Below are 16,549 nucleotides of genomic sequence, written 5' to 3' on the forward strand. Positions count from 1 at the left end.
TTGGGAGGCATTGCCATGTTCATGTCGATGATCGGCCTTTCCGCGCTCGCCGCCGCCCCCGACGGGGCGCGCCCCGTGGCCTCGCTGCTCGAACAGCGGCACGAGGCGGTGGTGGTCCAGCAATGGGACCTCAGCTGCGGCGCCGCCGCACTCGCCACCCTGCTCAACCACCAGCATGGGGAAGCGGTGACCGAGCGCGAGGTGGCGGCGATGCTGGTCGACCGCCCGGAATATCTCGACCATCCGTGGATCGTGCGCGCCCGCCACGGCTTTTCGCTGCACGACTTGCGCCGCGTGGCGCGGCGCTATGGCTATGAGGGGATCGGGCTGGGCAATCTCACGATGGAGGGGCTCGACCTGCTCGCGCCGCTGATCGTGCCGGTGGATTTCACCGGCTATCCCCATTTCGTGATCTATCGCGGGCGGGAGGGCGGCGAGGTGCTGCTCGCCGATCCCGCTTTTGGCAACCGCACCATGACCGCCGACCGGTTCGAGCGGGCATGGATGGAGGATGCGAGGCTAGGGCGCATCGGATTTCGCATCGCCCTTGTCGGCGATGCCGGGGTGACGGCGGGAGCGCTCGCCTTCGACCGCGACCAGCTTCACATGGTGCGGCCGTGAGCGCGGCCTTGCGCGCGCTGCTGTGCGCCGGCGCACTGGCCGCCGGTTGCGCACCGGCCGCGGCGCAGGAGGAGACGCCCGCGCCCGCCGCCAGCACCGCCGAGGAGGAGCGCGACGCGCTTATCGCGCGGCTCGAGGCCCGGATCGAGCGGCTCGAACGGCGGCTGGCGGCACGGGAAGCGGCGGCGATGCCGAACGCCGTCGCTTCCTCCCGCACCCCGCCGCCCGGACAGGCGATCGACCCCGATGCCGAGCGCGCGCTCGAACGCACGCTGGTCGAGGCGGGGACGGCGCTGGTCTCGCCCGGCGCGGTCGAACTCGTCCCCTCGCTGACCTATTCGCGCTCGAGTTCGGAGCGTGCAGCGCTCGCGGTCATGGACGGGACGCCCGTGCTGGCAAGCGAGCAGCGCCGGCTTGCCTATCACGAGGCGCGGCTGCGCGCCCGCGTCGGCCTTCCCGCCAATATGCAGCTCGACGCCTCGGTGCCGTGGCGGCTCGCCGCGCGCCGCGACGTGCTGTTCGCCAATGGCACGCCGCTGTCGGATAGTGACGACACGGCCTCGGGGGTGGGCGATGTGAGCGTTTCGCTCTCGCACGTCCTGCTCGGCGGCGAGCGCGCCATCCCGACCCTGATCGGGCGCCTCAGCGGCACGCTCGGCACGGCAGTGCGCGGCGAAGACCATGGCCTTCTCGGCGGCGGCTATCACGGGCTCGGCGTCGGCCTGTCGGCCAGCCAGCGGCTCGACCCGCTCGTCTTCGCGGGCAGCCTGTCGTGGGACAAAAGATTCGAGCGGGACGGGGTCGATCCCGGCGGCCGCTGGGGTTTCTCGCTGGCAAGCTATTTGGCGGTCTCGCCCGAGGCCTCGCTGCGCCTGCAATATAGCCAGAGCCATGCTGGCGATGTCAGCGTGGACGGGGTGCCGGTGCCGGGATCGGGCGGGACCAGCGCCTCGCTCTCCTTCGGCACGTCGGTGATCGCCAAGCGAGGATTGCTCGTCGATGTCGGCGTCGCCGTCGGGCTGACCGAGCGCGCACCCGACCTCGCCCTGACCTTCGCCACCCCGATCAGGGTGTCGCGATGAGCGCGGCGCTGCTGGGGCTGCTGCTGGGCGTCGCGGTACAGCCCGCCGGGGCCGCGAGCGAGGACCTGTCCGCCGTGCTCCAAAGGCTGGACCGGCTCGAGAGCGAGAATGCGGCGTTGCGGGCGCGGGTCGCCACGTTGGAGGCGCAGGAAGCGCCCGCGCCATCCATCACGCCGGCAGCGCCGGAAGGACCCGCAGGTCTGGTCGGCACGAGCGCCACCTATGCCGCCGAGATGCTCGAGCATACGGAGGGCATCACCGAACGCCCGCTGCGCCAGCTCGAGGCGCGGGCCGAGGGAGAGCTCGCGCACCGCGTCATCCTGTCGGGCGGCATCACCGCCATCGCCGACTGGCAGTCGAGCAATTCGCCCGGCAGCTTCGGCTATCTCATGCGCCACCCGACCATCGCCAACCAGGTCGGCGACCGCGCTACCGAGATCGTGCTCCACAGCGCGCAGCTCGCGCTGACCGCGACGGTGGGAGAGGAGCTTACCGGCTATGTCGAGTTGCTCTACGATCCCGAACAGAGCTTCGGGCCGGGGACCATCACCGCGCTGACCCGCAACCAGGTGCAGCTGCGGCGCGGGTGGATCCTGTGGGGCAATCTCGACAAGCGGCCCGTCTATGCGCTTATCGGCAAGCTCGACGTGCCCTTCGGCCTCATGGACACGCTCAGCCCCTTCACCAATTCGAGCAATTACCATGCCTTTGGCGGGCTCGCCTTCGGGGGACAGGTGGGGCTCGCCTCGGGCGGTCTGCATGTCCGCGCGATGGCGGTGCAGGGGGGCGCGCAGTTTCGCGCCGCCAATACGCCGGTCGATGGCACCGCTGTGCCTTCGCGCACCAACAATTTTGCGCTGGACGGGCGCTACACGCTGGCACTTGGCGAGAAGGGCGAGGTGATGGCGGGGGCGAGCTACCTCCACGGCAGCCCCTATTGCCAGGCCTATCCGGTTACCCATTTCTCGCCCTGCGCGGAGAATGTGCCGGCATGGGCGGCTTACGGGCGGCTGCGCTACGGACCGGTCACGCTGCTCGCCGACTATGCGACGACGACCAGGCCGTGGCCCGGATCGGCCGTGCCCGATCCCGCCAATCCGCTCAGCATCTACGAGGCGCGCGATACCGAGAGCTTCACCCTTGGCGCCCGCCTCGGCCTGTTCGGTCGGGTCGCGGGGCGTGACCGCCACCGCCTCGCGCTATCGGCCGAGTTCAGCCGTTTTCGCGCGGGCGACAGTGGCTCGCCGTGGGAGAAGCAGGACCAGTGGGTGGGCGGCATCGCCTGGCTGCCCGATCCGGCGATGAAGCTGTTCGCCGAATATGTGCATGTCGACGGTTTCGTGCCTTTGAACTTCCTCAGCGGCGGCAATTTGCCCGACGGGTCGAGCTGGTCGAGCCAGGAGGCGAAGACCGACGTCGTGCTGGTCGGCGGGCAAATGGCTTTTTGAAGAGAGGTCGCGTCAGGAGAAGAGGCGCTTCAGCAGCCCCTTCCTCGCCTCGGCTGGGGGTCCTTTGGCTTCGTCGCTGGCGCTTACGGTGTCTACCGGCTTGGGCTCGATACCCGTGAGGCCCGCCTCGTCGAAGGCGGCCTTCAGTTCATCGGAGATGAAGACGCCCATCGACAAATGCTTGTCGCACCACATGTGAGCACCCCCGATCTTCGCGGCGGAAAAGACGAGCCTCGGTGGGGCGGTGAGGTCGAATCCGGGCGGCACCAGACCTAGCGGTTCTGCCGGCCCTCGATCAGCGCATCGACGACCCCGGGATCGGCGAGCGTCGAGGTGTCGCCGAGCGCGCCATAGTCGTTCTCCGCGATCTTGCGCAGGATACGCCGCATGATCTTGCCCGAGCGGGTCTTGGGGAGCGCGGGGGTGAAGTGGAGATGGTCGGGCGTCGCGATGGGGCCGATCTCCTTGCGGACATGGGCACGCAATTCGGCGGCGAGGTCATCGGACGGTTCGACCCCTGCATTGAGCGTGACGTAGCAATAGATGCCCTGGCCCTTGATGTCGTGCGGATAGCCGACGACGGCCGCCTCGGCGACGTCGTGGTGGAGGACGAGCGCGCTTTCCACCTCGGCGGTGCCCATGCGATGGCCCGACACGTTGATGACATCGTCGACGCGGCCGGTGATCCAATAATAGCCATCGCGATCGCGGCGGCAGCCGTCGCCGGTGAAATATTTGCCGCGATAGGTCGAGAAATAGGTCTGGATGAAGCGATCGTGATCGCCGTAAACGGTGCGCGCCTGCCCCGGCCACGAGGCGGCGATGCAGAGGTTGCCCTCGGCCGCGCCCTCGAGGACCGCGCCGTCATTGTCGACGAGCTGGGGGCTGATGCCGAAGAAGGGCTTGCCAGCACTTCCGGGTTTCATGGCTTGGGCGGCGGGCAGGGTGGTGATCATGATGCCGCCCGTCTCGGTCTGCCACCAGGTGTCGACGATGGCGCAGCGCCCTTCGCCCACGACATCGTGATACCAGCGCCAGGCCTCGGGATTGATCGGCTCGCCGACGGTGCCGAGGATGCGCAGGCTCGAGCGGTCGTGCGCCGTGACAGGATCATCGCCCTCGCGCATCAGCGCGCGGATCGCGGTGGGCGCGGTGTAGAAGATGTTGACCTTGTGGCGCTCCACCACCTGCCAGAAACGCCCGAAATCGGGGAAGTTGGGCACGCCCTCAAACATGACGCTGGTCGCGCGATTGAGGAGCGGGCCGTAGACGATGTAACTATGCCCCGTGACCCAGCCGATGTCAGCGGTGCACCAATAGGTCTCGCCCGGCTGGTAGTCGAAGACATAGTGGAAGGTGCTCGCCGCCCAGACGCCATAGCCGCCGGTGGTGTGGAGCACCCCCTTGGGCTTTCCGGTCGAACCCGAAGTGTAGAGGATGAAGAGCGGGTCTTCGGCCTGCATCGGCTCGCACGGGCAGTCGGCGTCGCCGCGCACGTCGTGGAGCCAATGGTCGCGGTCGTGACACCACTCGATGTCGCTGCCGGTGTTGCGGACGACAAGGACGGCGTCGACCGCGACGCCATCGCGGGTGAGCGCGGCATCGACATTGGCCTTCAGCGGTACGGTCTTGCCGCCGCGGCGGCCTTCATCGGCAGTGATGACGAAGTGGCTGTCGCAATCGGTGAGGCGGCCTGCCAGCGCTTCGGGCGAGAAGCCGCCGAAGACGACCGAATGGACCGCGCCCAGCCTCGCGCAGGCGAGCATGGCAAAGGCGCCTTCGGGGATCATCGGCATGTAGAGGGTGACGCGGTCGCCCTTCTTCACGCCGATTGCTTTCAGCGCATTGGCCATGGCCACGACCTCGCGCCGGAGCTCGGCATAGGTGATGGTGCGCGCGGGCTGTGCCGGATCGTCGGGCTCAAAGATCAGCGCGACCTGTTCGCCATGGCCGGCGGCGACATGGCGGTCGACCGCATTGTGGCACAGGTTGAGGACGCCGTCCTCGTACCAGCGGATGTCGACCGGATCGAAGGACCAGTTGCCCGCCCGGGTCGGGGCGGTGGTCCAGTCGAGGCGCCGAGCCTGCTCAAGCCAGAAGCCGTCATTGTCCTCGAGCGAGCGGGCGTAAAGGCGGCCGTAGGCTTCGGCGTCGGCATGGCTGTCCACGCTCATGAGCGGCGGGTTGATCGCGTCCATCTGTCCCTCCTGACCAACTGGATCGGGGCGAGGCTAACACAGGCGATTTGCACTGTCTCGGGGGACAAATCCTCATAAAATCTCCGCTTTCCCCCCAAGTCGGCAATGGCGAATTAACGGCGGGAAGGGAGGATGGGGATATCGAAATCAAACGGGCGAGCGGGCGTGGAGGGGCGTGCCGCGCGCGTTCCATCCAGAACGGAAGATCGGCACCAAATATCGCTTCTGAGGGCTATTGCCGCAGGGCGCGCACTTCCGCGCGCAAGGCGCGCAATTCGGTGAGGATTTCCTCGCGTTCGTCATGCGCTTCCTCGTCGGTGGCCTCGGACATGGCATTGACGATGACACCGATGAACAGGTTGAGGACGATGAAGCTGGTCATCAGGATGAAGGGCACGAAGAAGAGCCAGGCCTGCGGATAGACCTCCATCAACGGGCGCACGATCCCCATCGACCAGCTTTCCAGCGTCATGATCTGGAACAGCGAATAGAGGGAGGCACCGAGGCTGCCGAACCATTCGGGGAAGGCACCGCCGAACAGCTTGGTCGCCATCACCGCGCTGATGTAGAAGAGCAGCAGCAGCATCACGATGACCGTGCCGATGCTGGGGATGGCATTGAACAGCCCGACGATCACCCGGCGCATGCTGGGAATGACCGAGACGAGCCGCAGCGCACGCAGCACCCTTAGCGCGCGCAGCACCGAGAATTGCTGGGAAGCGGGTACCAGCGCTGCCGCGACCACCACGAAATCGAAAAGGTTCCAGCCGCTCGCGAAGAAGCGGTGGCGATAGACGAAGAGCTTCAATGCGATTTCGACAACGAAGATGGCGATGGCAGCGCGGTCGAGCGTTGCGACAATGCTGCCATAGCCGGCCATGACCGCCGGCGAGGTCTCGAGCCCGAGACCGATCGCGTTGACGATGATGACGCCGATGATGAAGCGCTCGAAGCGCCGATCCTCGACGAGGCGGCGCACGGAATCGCGAAGGCCCTGGCTGCTGGTCTCGATGGTCATGCGCGCCATATAGGGGGCTTTTCGCGGGACGATAGGGGCCGTGCGCTCGATACGGCCCTTGGTCCATCTACGGAACCGCGCTTGCCGCCCATAGTTCTTTGCATACGGACCGGGCCCCTCTGGCGGGCTTTGCTCGAAGGTCGGGCAAAAGCGCGTGATGTCGGACCGTATCGGAAGATCCGATGCGAACCGACGGGCCGTTTCCCATCCCCTCCCAAGGTCGCGTCGCGCCGCATCGGTCTTCCGATCACCATGAACCTTCTTGTCACGAGGAGACGAATGATGACGGCCCGAATGTATCGACTGACCGAGATCCACCAGAAGATCGACGAGCACCTGCGCGCCGAACAGCGTCGCAAGGTGCCCGATGGCGTGGCCATCTCGAAACTCAAGAAGATGAAATTGCGCGCCAAGGACATGCTGTATCGACTGCACCTGTCCTCGCGCTCCGAGATGTCGCGTTAAGCCAGCGGCGCCACCGCCGGGGTATCCGTTGGGTGCCCCGGCGGACCATTTTTCGAGCGCCCGGCGATGAACCTTCGCGGCTCTCCGGGCGCTACGCGTCAAAGCAAACAGGGAAGATGACATGATCTCCACCATCGCGCCGGCGTTGCGCGACTTTTTGAAGAAGGAGAGCGCGGGCGGCATCCTCCTGATGATCGCCGCCGCGCTGGCCGTGCTCGTCGCCAATTCGCCGCTCGCCGGTCTCTATCGCGACTGGCTCGCCGTGCCCGTGGTGGCCGGCATCGGCGGCGCGGTGATCGACAAGCCGCTCATCTTGTGGATCAACGATGGCTTGATGGCGGTCTTCTTCTTCCTCGTCGGGCTCGAGGTGAAGCGCGAGGTGATGACCGGCCAGTTGTCGAGCTGGCGCAAGGCCAGCCTGCCGCTCGTCATGGCGGTGGGCGGCATGGCGTTGCCCGCGATGATCTTCGCCGCCATGAACTGGGGCGACCCGCAGGCGCTGCGCGGCTGGGCGATCCCGGCGGCAACCGACATCGCCTTCGCCCTGGGCGTGCTCGCATTGCTCGGCAGCCGCGTGCCGGTGGCCTTGAAGGCGCTCCTCCTCGCGGTGGCGGTGATCGACGATATCGGCGCCATCGCGGTGATCGCGCTTTTCTATACCGAGAGCGTGGCGATGGAGATGCTGGTGGGAGCCGCGATCACGCTGGGCGCGATGATCGCGCTCAACCGTGCGCGGGTCGCGGACAGTTGGCCCTATGTGGTGCTGACGGTCGTGCTTTGGGTGTTCGTGCTCAAGTCGGGCGTCCATGCCACGCTCGCCGGGGTGGCCGCGGCGATGACCGTGCCGCTTGCCGCGCGCGGGCAGGAGCCGCTCATCCGCATGGAGCATGCGCTGCACTACTATGTCGCCTTCCTGATCATCCCCATTTTCGGTTTCGCCAATGCAGGCGTCAGCCTTGCCGGCATTTCCTTGTCCGATATCCTCGCGCCGCTACCGCTCGGCATCGCGCTGGGGCTGCTCCTGGGCAAGCAGATCGGCATCTTCGGCTTCGGTTGGCTCGCGGTGAAGAGCGGGATCACCCAGCTGCCCGAAGGCGTGGGCTGGCGCCAATTGCACGCGATGAGCCTTCTTGCCGCCATCGGTTTCACGATGAGCCTGTTCATCGGCAACCTCGCCTTTGCCGACCCCGCGTTCATCAACCAGGTCAAGATCGGCGTCCTGTCGGGTTCGCTGATCGCCGCGGTGACGGGATACCTGCTTCTCAAGTCGAGCCTGCCCGACAAAGCGGCGTCGACATCGGGCGAAGGAGTCCCGGCAAATGCTTGAATTTTTCTCGGCCGACTGGCTCGGCACGCCTGCCTGGTTCTGGATGGCCTTCCTCGCCATCGTCATCATCCTCACCGCTTTCGACCTCGGGGTGCTCCACAAGGAAGACCGCGAGCTCGGCATCGGCGAGAGCCTCAAGCTGTCGGCCTTCTATATCGGCATCGCGATGCTGTTCGGCCTGTGGGTGTGGGTCGAGCGCGGGGCGACCGCGGGGATGGAATATTACACCGGCTTCTTCATCGAGAAGGCGCTGTCCATCGACAATGTCTTCGTGATCAGCCTTATCTTCAGCTATTTCGCGATCCCCCGGAAATACCAGTATCGCGCGCTCTTGTGGGGTATCATGGCGGTGATCGTGCTGCGCGGCCTGATGATCGCGGGCGGAGCGGCGCTGCTCGCCGAGGCCTATTGGGTGCTCTACATCTTCGCCGCCTTCCTGATCTTCACGGGGGTGAAGATGTTCTTCGCCGGCGATGACGCGGTCGATATCGGCAACAATCGCGCGGTGCAGTGGATCTCCAACCACATGCCGGTGACCAAGGAACTCCACGGCCAGCGCTTCCTCGTGAAGGTCGAGGATCCCAAGACCGGCAAGATGGTGCGCGCGGCAACCCCGCTGCTGCTCGCGCTGGTCGTGATCAATATCGCCGACCTCGTCTTCGCGCTGGACAGCGTGCCCGCGATCTTCGCGATCACGACCGATACGTTCATCGTCTATACGAGCAACATCTTCGCGATCCTGGGCTTGCGCGCGCTTTATTTCGCGCTGGCCGCGATGATCCACCGCTTCCACTATCTCAAATATGCGCTGGCCGCGGTGCTGGTGTTCATCGGCTCGAAGATCTTCGTCGCCGACTTCCTGTTGGACGGCGGCAAGATCCCGGCATGGATCAGCCTTGGTGTCACCTTCGGGCTGATCGCGGCGGGCGTCCTCTATTCGCTCTGGCGCACCCGGGGCGAGGAGGAGGCCGACTGGCCGGCCGAACCGGAGGGGGACGGTCGCCATATCGGCAATATCGCTGGCTGACCCCGCACCGACCGGCGTTGCAGCCGGTCGGTCGCGCGAAGGGGCCAGGACATATCGACGTCAGTTATTGGTGCGGTTGATCAGCTTGGGATCGTTGTAGATGCGGGTGCCATTGGTGCCGTCGCCATTGGTGTTGGCCCACACGCAGAGCGTGTATTCGCGCGTTTTCCCGTCGTCATTATCGTCGGTGTAGGTGATCGACATGGTGTCGTTGGACGGGTCGGCGCGGTTGGCGTGGATCTCGCCGCCGGCATTGTCGGGGAAGGTGAAGGTCTTGTAGGACGGCGTGAGGTAACTGCAGCCATAAAGCTTGTCCTCGATGGTCACGAATGGCGATGCCCAGTCGAACCGGATGTTGACGGGGCCATCGAAGCTGTTGAGGTCGATGTCGCCATTCTCCCGCACGAACAGTTCAGGGCCCTTGGGGTAGGTCTGCTGGTAGATGAAATCGCCCGTCCATTGACCTTCACGGTCCTGATGGACGTTGGAAACGAAGACGTTTGCAACAATGTCAGCCTTGGCCATTCTCACTTCTCCTCTTGGATTTCAGGATTGTCCGAGCAAGTCGTCGATGAGCGGATCCACTCCGCGGCTGGCGAGATCGGCGCGCAGGCGCCGTGCTCGCTCACCATCGCCCGCACGTTCGGCGGCGAGCGCCTGTAGGGCGGCAACGCGATAATCATATTGGTCGCCCTCGAAGCGCGTCGCGGCGGCCCGGCGATAGGCTGCGCGAGCCGCGGCCCGGTCGCCCCGCCGATCATGGGCATGTCCCTGAACGAGCAGCGCGGCGACGATCGGCCAGCGATGGACCGGGTTGGCGGGGTCGAGACGGTCATGGGCGGCGGTGGCCTCGCGCAGCATGGTAGCAGGCGTCGCCGCGCCCACGGTCATTGCTTCGACAAGATCGAGCGTCGTGCGCCCCTCCACGTTCCAGTCCTCATTGTCGGGATCGCGTGCGGTGAGATCATCGAGCAGCTGGCGGGTGCGAGTGAAATCCTGCCGTGCCGCTTGCCTGCTCCCCTGTGCCCATCGCATCATGCCGCGGGCGCGCAGCGGGTTCATCAGGAAGGTCGCGGTCATGGCGTTGTCCGGGTCGGCGCGCAGCAACGCCTCGCCGTCGCCCACAGCCTCGTCGAAGAGGGCGGCGGCAGCCTGCGTATCGCCCGTATCGGCGAGCAGCTGGCCGAGGCGGGCGGCGGTATAGACCCGGCGGCGGCGGGCCACCGCATGATCTTCGTCCTCGGCCAAGATGCGGTCATAGAGCGCCATCTCGCGTTTGCGTGCCGCGATTGCCTCCGGGATCCGCCCGAGCCAGCCAAGACTGGTGGCGATCCAGGAATGGCCATCGGCCAACTCGACCTCCAGGCTGGCAGGCCGACCCTGCTGGTCGGACAGTTTGTCGCCAACCTCGACATAATGTTCGAAATGTTCGAGCGCGCTGGCGATATTGCCGGCTTCGAGCTCCATGGTGCCGAGGTTGCTCGCACCATAGGCCTCCTCCATCTGCCAATCGAGGTTTGACCGGTCGCGCGCGGCGAGCCGGGTGGAGATGTCGGCATAACCCTCCATCGCGCGGCGAGCGCGGGGCAGGTCGCCGTGCTGCCAGGCGATGGCACCGACCCAGAACAGGCTCTGGCCGTGATTGAACATGGCATCGGGGTCGTCCGGATTGCGCTTGAGGAGCGCGGCGGTGGTGCGGGCGCTTTGCTCGAAGGCGGGCAGGGCCGCGCCGACATTGCCGCGCAAATTCTGCACTTCGGCAACAAGTTGGGTGGCACGCGCCCGACGCCCCAGCTCACCGTCGGTCAGGTCGGACAGGTCCTGTCGCGCATAATATTGCATCGCCCGCTTGCCGACGCCGTCGAGCACTTCGAGACGCCCGACCGGTTCGAGCTGGGTACGCAGGTCGGTCAGCATATATTCGATCAGCCCGTCGGCCTCGGCGCGCTGCTCGCGCGCGGCATCGCGCTGGTCGAAGGCGTAAAGCGCGAGGCCGCTGGTGCCGACCATGCCGAGGACCGAGGCGGCGGCAAGCGCACCGAGCCGGCGGTTGCGGCGCGACGCGTCGCGTTGGACGAGCTCGTCGAGGCCGAGGCCGAACATCCCCGCGACGATCTTGAGCTTGGCAAGGCGGCGACTGTCGCCCTGCGGGCGAAAATCGGCGGCGATCGGTTCGGCGCGTTCGTGGGTCAACGTTCCCGTGGTGTCGAGTTGGTAGCGAAGCGCAGGCGGGAAGCACTCTTCGGCCTCCTGCCCGGCTCGCTCGCTCGCATAGGGTTCGCCCGCGACGATGGCGGCGAGGATGGGGGCTTGCGGGTTGAGCCGCTTGAAGGTGGCGATCTCCTCGTTGGTCCATGTCGACCGGGCGGCGGCGGGCGAGCAAAGCACAATGAGCGCGCGCGCGCCGCGCAGCGCGGCCTCGATGCGCTCGCCAAGGTCGGCAGAGGCGGCGAGTTCTTCGCGGTCGCGGAAGATGGGGCGCAGGCGGCGGGGGATGGGACCGGCCGGGCTGTCCCGGCCGACCAGCCGACCGGGCATGGCATAGTTTTCGAGCGCGCGATGCAGCCAGTTGGCGAACTTGCTGTCACGGTGGCTGTAACTCAGAAACGCAACATAACCCTCTTGCCGCAAGACTGCCCCTTTCCGAGACCAAAAGTCGCAAAGGAGATTGTTAACAACAGTTAAGCGAAAGGGGAATGCAGAAGTTCGCATGCCGTCATGCCGGGCTTGCTAGCCAGGAAGGCTGAGCGGGCGGGTCTCGTAGTGCATTTGCCACTGGCCGAATTCGGACAGCATGATGTCGCCGAGCCGGCGCGAGCGTTCGGCCATGAGGCCAAATTCCGGCTCATCGCCATCGATGGCATTGCGCAACCGCGCAAGCTGGCGGACGAGGGCATTGGAGCGCTCGGCAGCGGCGGCGAAGTCGCCTTGCATCCGGATGCCGTAGAAGGCGGCGGCGAGCGCTGGGAAAAGGGCAGTGACAAAGGTCACGAGCCCTGCCAGGCCGAGGCCGAGGATGTCCCTATTGGTGCCGATCGTGAAGGCGAGGGCGAGATAGGCCGCGCAGGCCACCACCGTGCCGGCGAAAAGGAGATCGCCAGCCTTGTGCAGCACATGGTTGCTCTGATGCATCGCGGACGCATTGCCACGGTGATAGCGCTCCTGCTCGTCGATCATGCGCTGCATCGACCGGCGCAGCTTCTCGAGATAGGCCGCGTCCACGTGCGCGCGGACGAGGCCGAGTTCGCGCGCGGTGGCGCGTGCATACCAGGCGACCCAATTGGGATGGGTGGTGCCGTCCTCGACATCGCGTAGGCCAAGACGCCCGAGCGGCGCGGACAAGGCCAGCAAGCGTAGCCGCTCCGCCAGATGTCGATGTTCGAGCCAGCGCCGATGAAGATCGACTTTCCTCGCACCGCGCGTGTTGGCGATGATGAGCAGGATGACGAGGAGTTCGATCGCGATCAGCAGCTTCTTGGCTTCAGGCACGAGGAGGCCGAGAAGCGCGAGGAACACCGCCAGGCCGGCCATCGCGAAATTGGAGACGAACGACGAGCGAAAGCGCAACGCGAAGATGCCCGCGCGGCTGTCGGCGCGCGCGAAGCGGGGCAGCAGGCGCTCGTTGAGCTGCGTGCCGAAGCTACCGTGGCCGGCAAAGGGATGGGTCAGCGGCGCGAACCAGCGGGCGCTGTCTTCAGGACTGGCAGCGCGAACCGAGAATCTTCGCCATGGACGCGCACCGGTCAGCGAGAGCAGCAGCGGCCAGCTGTAGGAGCGCGGCGAGGCGACCTTCTCTTCAAGGAAGGCGCGCAGGCATTCGGCGTCGCGCTCGTTCGTGGGAGGCGCACATAGCGCTTCGACCAGCGAGGCGAGGCTGTCGAAGGCGGAGGCGCGCTGGACACCGTCGAGCGAAGGGCGGTCGGGAATGGCCTCATGCAGCCCGCTCCACATGAGCTGGGGCGGAGCCTCGCCACGGGCATGGACGTGAATGACGGGCAGGTGTCGCGCGATCGCCTCGGCGACGATCTGGGTGGTGCCGCCGCGCCCCGCCGCACTCTCTCCATCCCAGACGGCGATGAGGATGTCGCATTGGGCAAGGACGATGCGGCCGGCGGCCTCGTATCCGACCTCGTCCTTGTCGTGCGATGAAAGGGTGAGGACATTGTCCGATTGCTCGATGAGCCTGAGCGTGCGCTGCCATTCGGCGGGTTCGAAATCGCGGGCGTAACGCTCTTGCGGCATGGGGAGGCAGGCGCTCAGCGAGACGCCTGTATCGAGCGCTGCCTCGGCGGCGATGACGTCTGCGCCTTCGGCGAGTGAGGAGACGAGCTTTACCTTCGCAGGGCGCGGGTCGAACATGCTGGCATGAGCCTCGTGCAGCTCTGCCAGCGCCGCCGTGGAGCGGCGAAAAATCCGGGCGATATCGGCATGGATCGAGGCATTGAGCGCCGGGTCGAGCCGTGGCGGGCGATGGCCGGTGATGCCGAAGCGCAGCGCGAGCCGAGGTCGAAAGGTGGCCCGGGACGCGCTCATTTACGCGACTTCCGACGCGGTTCAGGGCGAGCGCGAAGGTGCCAGAACTTCTCCATGTAGAGGTAGGTCATCGAGGCCGTCCATCCGACCATGACCAACCCGTTCAAGGCTTCCACACCGCTGATGAGTCGCATGGCGCCGATGGGGTAGAGATCGCCGATGCCGAGCGTGGTGTAGCTGGTGATCGAGAAATAGAAGGCGTCACCGAGATTGTGGCGGGTGTCGCCTCCGTCGATCGAACCGAACCCGCCCGCCTGTTCGAGCAGCAGGAAGGCGAGCGCATAAAGGAAGACGTGGAGAAGGTGGCTGACGAGGGCGGTGGTCAGCATGATGGTAATGCGAAAGCGCGGCGGAATGCGCAGGTGCGTCAGGCGATTGGAAGAAAAACGCAGCGCTTCGTAATGGATGGCGATGGTCGCGGCCAGCAACGCGAGACAGACGAGCGATGTCAGCACGAAAGCGTCACTTGAAGCATGATATTCCCCGACCGATTAGTATGCTGGGCACAGTAGTGACGATTGATTTGCTTTAGTCAAACAAATTGCCGAATTGGGCGCGGCGCGGCCCACATCGGTACATAGGTGGCCGCAATAGTCCTTTCTTCTATTCTTGGCCGCAGCGATGCGTTCCTCTTCGCTGCTGGCGGCGGCGCCCGGCTTGGGCTTGCGGCCCTGTTCCTGAAAACGTCGGGCGCCGGATTTCTTCTTTGTCGCAAAGAGCAATCTCTGTTACTAATCGGCGTTGTTAGTGATCTTGCCGGGGGCTGTGCATGCGACGAGACGGTTATGTTGCGTTCCTGAGCTACAGCCACCGCGACAAAAGCCTCGCCAACTGGTTGCACCGGGCGCTCGAGACCTATGCGCTGCCTGCGCGGCTGGTCGGACGCGACAGCCCGATCGGCCCGATCCCCAAGCGCCTGCGACCCATTTTTCGCGACCGCGAGGAATTGGCGGCATCGGAGGACCTCGGCGAGCGGATCGAGGGCGCGTTGCGCCAGGCGCGTGCGCTGATCGTGCTTTGCTCTCCCGCTGCGGCACGCTCGCGCTGGACCAACGAGGAAATCGCGACCTTCAAGCGGGTGAACCCGGGCGCGCCGATCCTTGCCGCCATCGTGGCGGGCGAACCCTATATGAGCGAGATGCCCGGACGCGAGGAGCAGGAATGTTTTCCGCCCGCGCTCCGCTACCAGCTCGACGGCGAGGGGAGGCTGACCGACCGGCGCGCCGAACCGATTGCCGCCGATTTTCGCCCCGAGGGCGATGGCAAGCGCCTTGCCAAGCTCAAGATTGTCGCCGGGCTGTTCGGCCTCGGGCTCGACGAGCTGGTGCAGCGCGACAATGCGCGGCGCAATCGTCGTCTCGGGCTGGTCGCGGCATCGCTGGCGGTGGGCATGGTCGGTACCAGCGGCCTTGCCCTCTATGCCTTCGACCAGCAGCAGGAAGCGGTCGAGCAACGCGAACAGGCAAACGGGCTGGTCGAGTTCATGCTGACCGATCTCAAGGCAAAGCTCGAACCTGTGGGGCGGCTCGATGCGCTCGACAGCGTCGGCGACCGGGCGCTAGCCTATTATGCCCAGCAGGATCTCGCCAGCCTCGATGCCGACGCGCTCGGGCGACGAGCGCGGGCGCTGCTGCTGGTGAGCGAGGTTGCCGAGTTGCGTGGCGATCCGGCCGAGGCGCTGCGCGGCTTTCGCGAGGCCGCCCGCACGACTGGCGAATTACTCGAGCGCGAGCCTGACGACTGGCAGCGTATCTTCGATCATGCGCAAAGCATCTTCTGGGTCGGCTATATGGAGGGGGTGAACGGCAATGAGGCCGGGCAGCTGGCCGCCTTCCTGACCTACCAGCAACTCGGGGATGCGCTGGTGCGATTGCGCCCCGAGGATCGCCAGTCACTGATGGAAGCGGGCTTTGGCGGCATCAACCTCGGGCTTGCCTGGCGTGAGAGCGGCGAACCCGAAAAGGCGCTTGCCTCGCTGGAGGATGCCGAACGGCGGCTGGAGGCAATCGATGCCCCCGACCGGGATATCCGGATGGCCATCGCTGAAACCTCGGCTCATCGTGCCTCGATCCTGCATTTCCTCGGAGAAGACCAGGCTTCGGCCCAAGCGCGGCAGAGCCAGATCGAGCAGCTGATGGCGATCGACGCGACGGGAGGGGATGCCGAGATCATGACGGCGCTGGCTTACGCCAGCGAGAGCATGGCAAAGGCGCGTTTCGCCAGCGGGGCGCTAGCCGAGGCCGACCGCTCCTATGCCGAATGCCGTCGGCTGTGGACGCAGCTTCGCGGCCTGGATGCCACCAATGTCGAATGGCAGAAGGGACAGGCGCAGTGCCTCGCCTCCTCGGCGCTGCATTCCCATGTCCGCGACCGGACTGGTGAAGCCCGGGCACAGCTCGTGCAGGCACGCGGCCTGATCGAGCAGCTTGGCGCCGATGAGGCGAGCCGCGAGGAAACCTTGCTGGAACGGCTCAAGGTGGAGGCGACGGCGTTGCTTGTCGGCGCGTCGGACGGCCCCGCCGGGCTGGCGGAACTCGCGCGGGACCTCGATCATGAAGAATTGGCCAGGGGCAGCCAGCAGAACCGGGAAATCCTCGGGCTCGCCTACTTCGCGCTCGGCAAGGCGGTCGCGCCATCGAACGAGGCTCGCGCCAGAAGCTACTGGCAGCGCACCCGTTCGCTGATGGGGCAGTCGGATGACCTCTCGACCGGGGGAAGGGCGCTGCTGGCCGCCGCCGAGCGTCGGCTGGGCACCGCCGAGGGCGAAACGGTGAAATTGAGCGCGAATGTCCGCAATTTCAGCAACGTCTATCAATGATCGCAACAGGGA

At 66.0% G+C, this 16,549-nt stretch carries 14 protein-coding genes; 7 read left to right on the forward strand and 7 right to left on the reverse strand.

What is annotated here, in order from left to right:
* Positions 1-15 precede the first annotated feature (15 nt).
* Genes NUW81_RS11620 through NUW81_RS11630 form a run of 3 tightly spaced genes read left to right on the forward strand, consistent with a single transcriptional unit; the run spans position 16 to position 3,151 of the window.
* Positions 16-621, forward strand: coding sequence for a C39 family peptidase (locus NUW81_RS11620; protein WP_245113454.1), 606 nt, complete (start codon positions 16-18; stop codon positions 619-621).
* Positions 618-1,703: a hypothetical protein gene (locus tag NUW81_RS11625; protein ID WP_245113455.1), complete on the forward strand. Its 1,086-nt coding sequence runs from the start codon at positions 618-620 to the stop codon at positions 1,701-1,703. The genes NUW81_RS11620 and NUW81_RS11625 overlap by 4 nt, the downstream gene beginning before the upstream one ends.
* Positions 1,700-3,151 carry a hypothetical protein gene (locus tag NUW81_RS11630; RefSeq protein WP_245113456.1) on the forward strand — a complete coding sequence of 484 codons (1,452 nt, stop codon included), beginning with the start codon at positions 1,700-1,702 and terminating at the stop codon, positions 3,149-3,151. Before NUW81_RS11625 ends, NUW81_RS11630 begins: the two co-directional genes overlap by 4 nt.
* 12 nt (positions 3,152-3,163) lie before the next feature.
* Here NUW81_RS11630 and NUW81_RS11635 read toward each other — a convergent pair whose 3' ends face one another.
* The 3 genes from NUW81_RS11635 to NUW81_RS11645 all read right to left on the reverse strand — a co-directional run bounded on the left by NUW81_RS11635 (position 3,164) and on the right by NUW81_RS11645 (position 6,367).
* A complete protein-coding gene (locus tag NUW81_RS11635; protein WP_342370360.1) occupies positions 3,164-3,418 on the reverse strand; it encodes an imm11 family protein in 255 nt (84 codons plus the stop codon).
* A gap of 5 nt (positions 3,419-3,423) precedes the next feature.
* Positions 3,424-5,349, reverse strand: a complete 1,926-nt coding sequence (gene acs, locus NUW81_RS11640) for an acetate--CoA ligase (protein WP_245113459.1) — start codon at positions 5,347-5,349, stop codon at positions 3,424-3,426.
* A gap of 232 nt (positions 5,350-5,581) precedes the next feature.
* Entirely contained in the window at positions 5,582-6,367 is a 786-nt protein-coding gene (locus tag NUW81_RS11645) for an ion transporter (protein WP_245113461.1), read from the reverse strand.
* A gap of 279 nt (positions 6,368-6,646) precedes the next feature.
* On the opposite strand from NUW81_RS11645, the gene NUW81_RS11650 reads away from it, so the two are divergent.
* From NUW81_RS11650 to NUW81_RS11660, 3 genes are all read left to right on the forward strand, one after another.
* A complete protein-coding gene (locus NUW81_RS11650; protein WP_245113463.1) occupies positions 6,647-6,832 on the forward strand; it encodes a DUF465 domain-containing protein in 186 nt (61 codons plus the stop codon).
* A 121-nt stretch (positions 6,833-6,953) separates the two neighbouring features.
* Positions 6,954-8,159 (forward strand): Na+/H+ antiporter NhaA, encoded by a 1,206-nt coding sequence (gene nhaA / locus NUW81_RS11655; RefSeq protein ID WP_245113465.1) that lies wholly within the window; start codon positions 6,954-6,956, stop codon positions 8,157-8,159.
* Complete coding sequence (locus NUW81_RS11660; RefSeq protein WP_245113467.1) at positions 8,152-9,186, forward strand: TerC family protein; 1,035 nt, start codon at positions 8,152-8,154, stop codon at positions 9,184-9,186. The genes nhaA and NUW81_RS11660 overlap by 8 nt, the downstream gene beginning before the upstream one ends.
* A 60-nt stretch (positions 9,187-9,246) precedes the next feature.
* Here NUW81_RS11660 and NUW81_RS11665 read toward each other — a convergent pair whose 3' ends face one another.
* From NUW81_RS11665 to NUW81_RS11680, 4 genes are all read right to left on the reverse strand, one after another.
* On the reverse strand, positions 9,247-9,711 hold the full coding sequence (locus tag NUW81_RS11665) for a hypothetical protein (protein WP_245113469.1): 465 nt from the start codon (positions 9,709-9,711) through the stop codon (positions 9,247-9,249).
* Between the two features lie 21 nt (positions 9,712-9,732).
* Positions 9,733-11,817 (reverse strand): toll/interleukin-1 receptor domain-containing protein, encoded by a 2,085-nt coding sequence (locus tag NUW81_RS11670; protein WP_245113471.1) that lies wholly within the window; start codon positions 11,815-11,817, stop codon positions 9,733-9,735.
* 99 nt (positions 11,818-11,916) lie between these two features.
* On the reverse strand, positions 11,917-13,719 hold the full coding sequence (locus tag NUW81_RS11675; RefSeq protein WP_245113473.1) for a hypothetical protein: 1,803 nt from the start codon (positions 13,717-13,719) through the stop codon (positions 11,917-11,919).
* Entirely contained in the window at positions 13,716-14,174 is a 459-nt protein-coding gene (locus NUW81_RS11680; protein WP_245113474.1) for a potassium channel family protein, read from the reverse strand. Before NUW81_RS11680 ends, NUW81_RS11675 begins: the two co-directional genes overlap by 4 nt.
* 314 nt (positions 14,175-14,488) lie before the next feature.
* Here NUW81_RS11680 and NUW81_RS11685 point away from each other — a divergent pair, with 314 nt between their 5' ends.
* On the forward strand, positions 14,489-16,537 hold the full coding sequence (locus NUW81_RS11685) for a TIR domain-containing protein (protein ID WP_245113475.1): 2,049 nt from the start codon (positions 14,489-14,491) through the stop codon (positions 16,535-16,537).
* Positions 16,538-16,549 lie beyond the last annotated feature (12 nt).

The organism is Sphingomicrobium aestuariivivum (assembly GCF_024721585.1).
Lineage (GTDB): Bacteria > Pseudomonadota > Alphaproteobacteria > Sphingomonadales > Sphingomonadaceae > Sphingomicrobium > Sphingomicrobium aestuariivivum.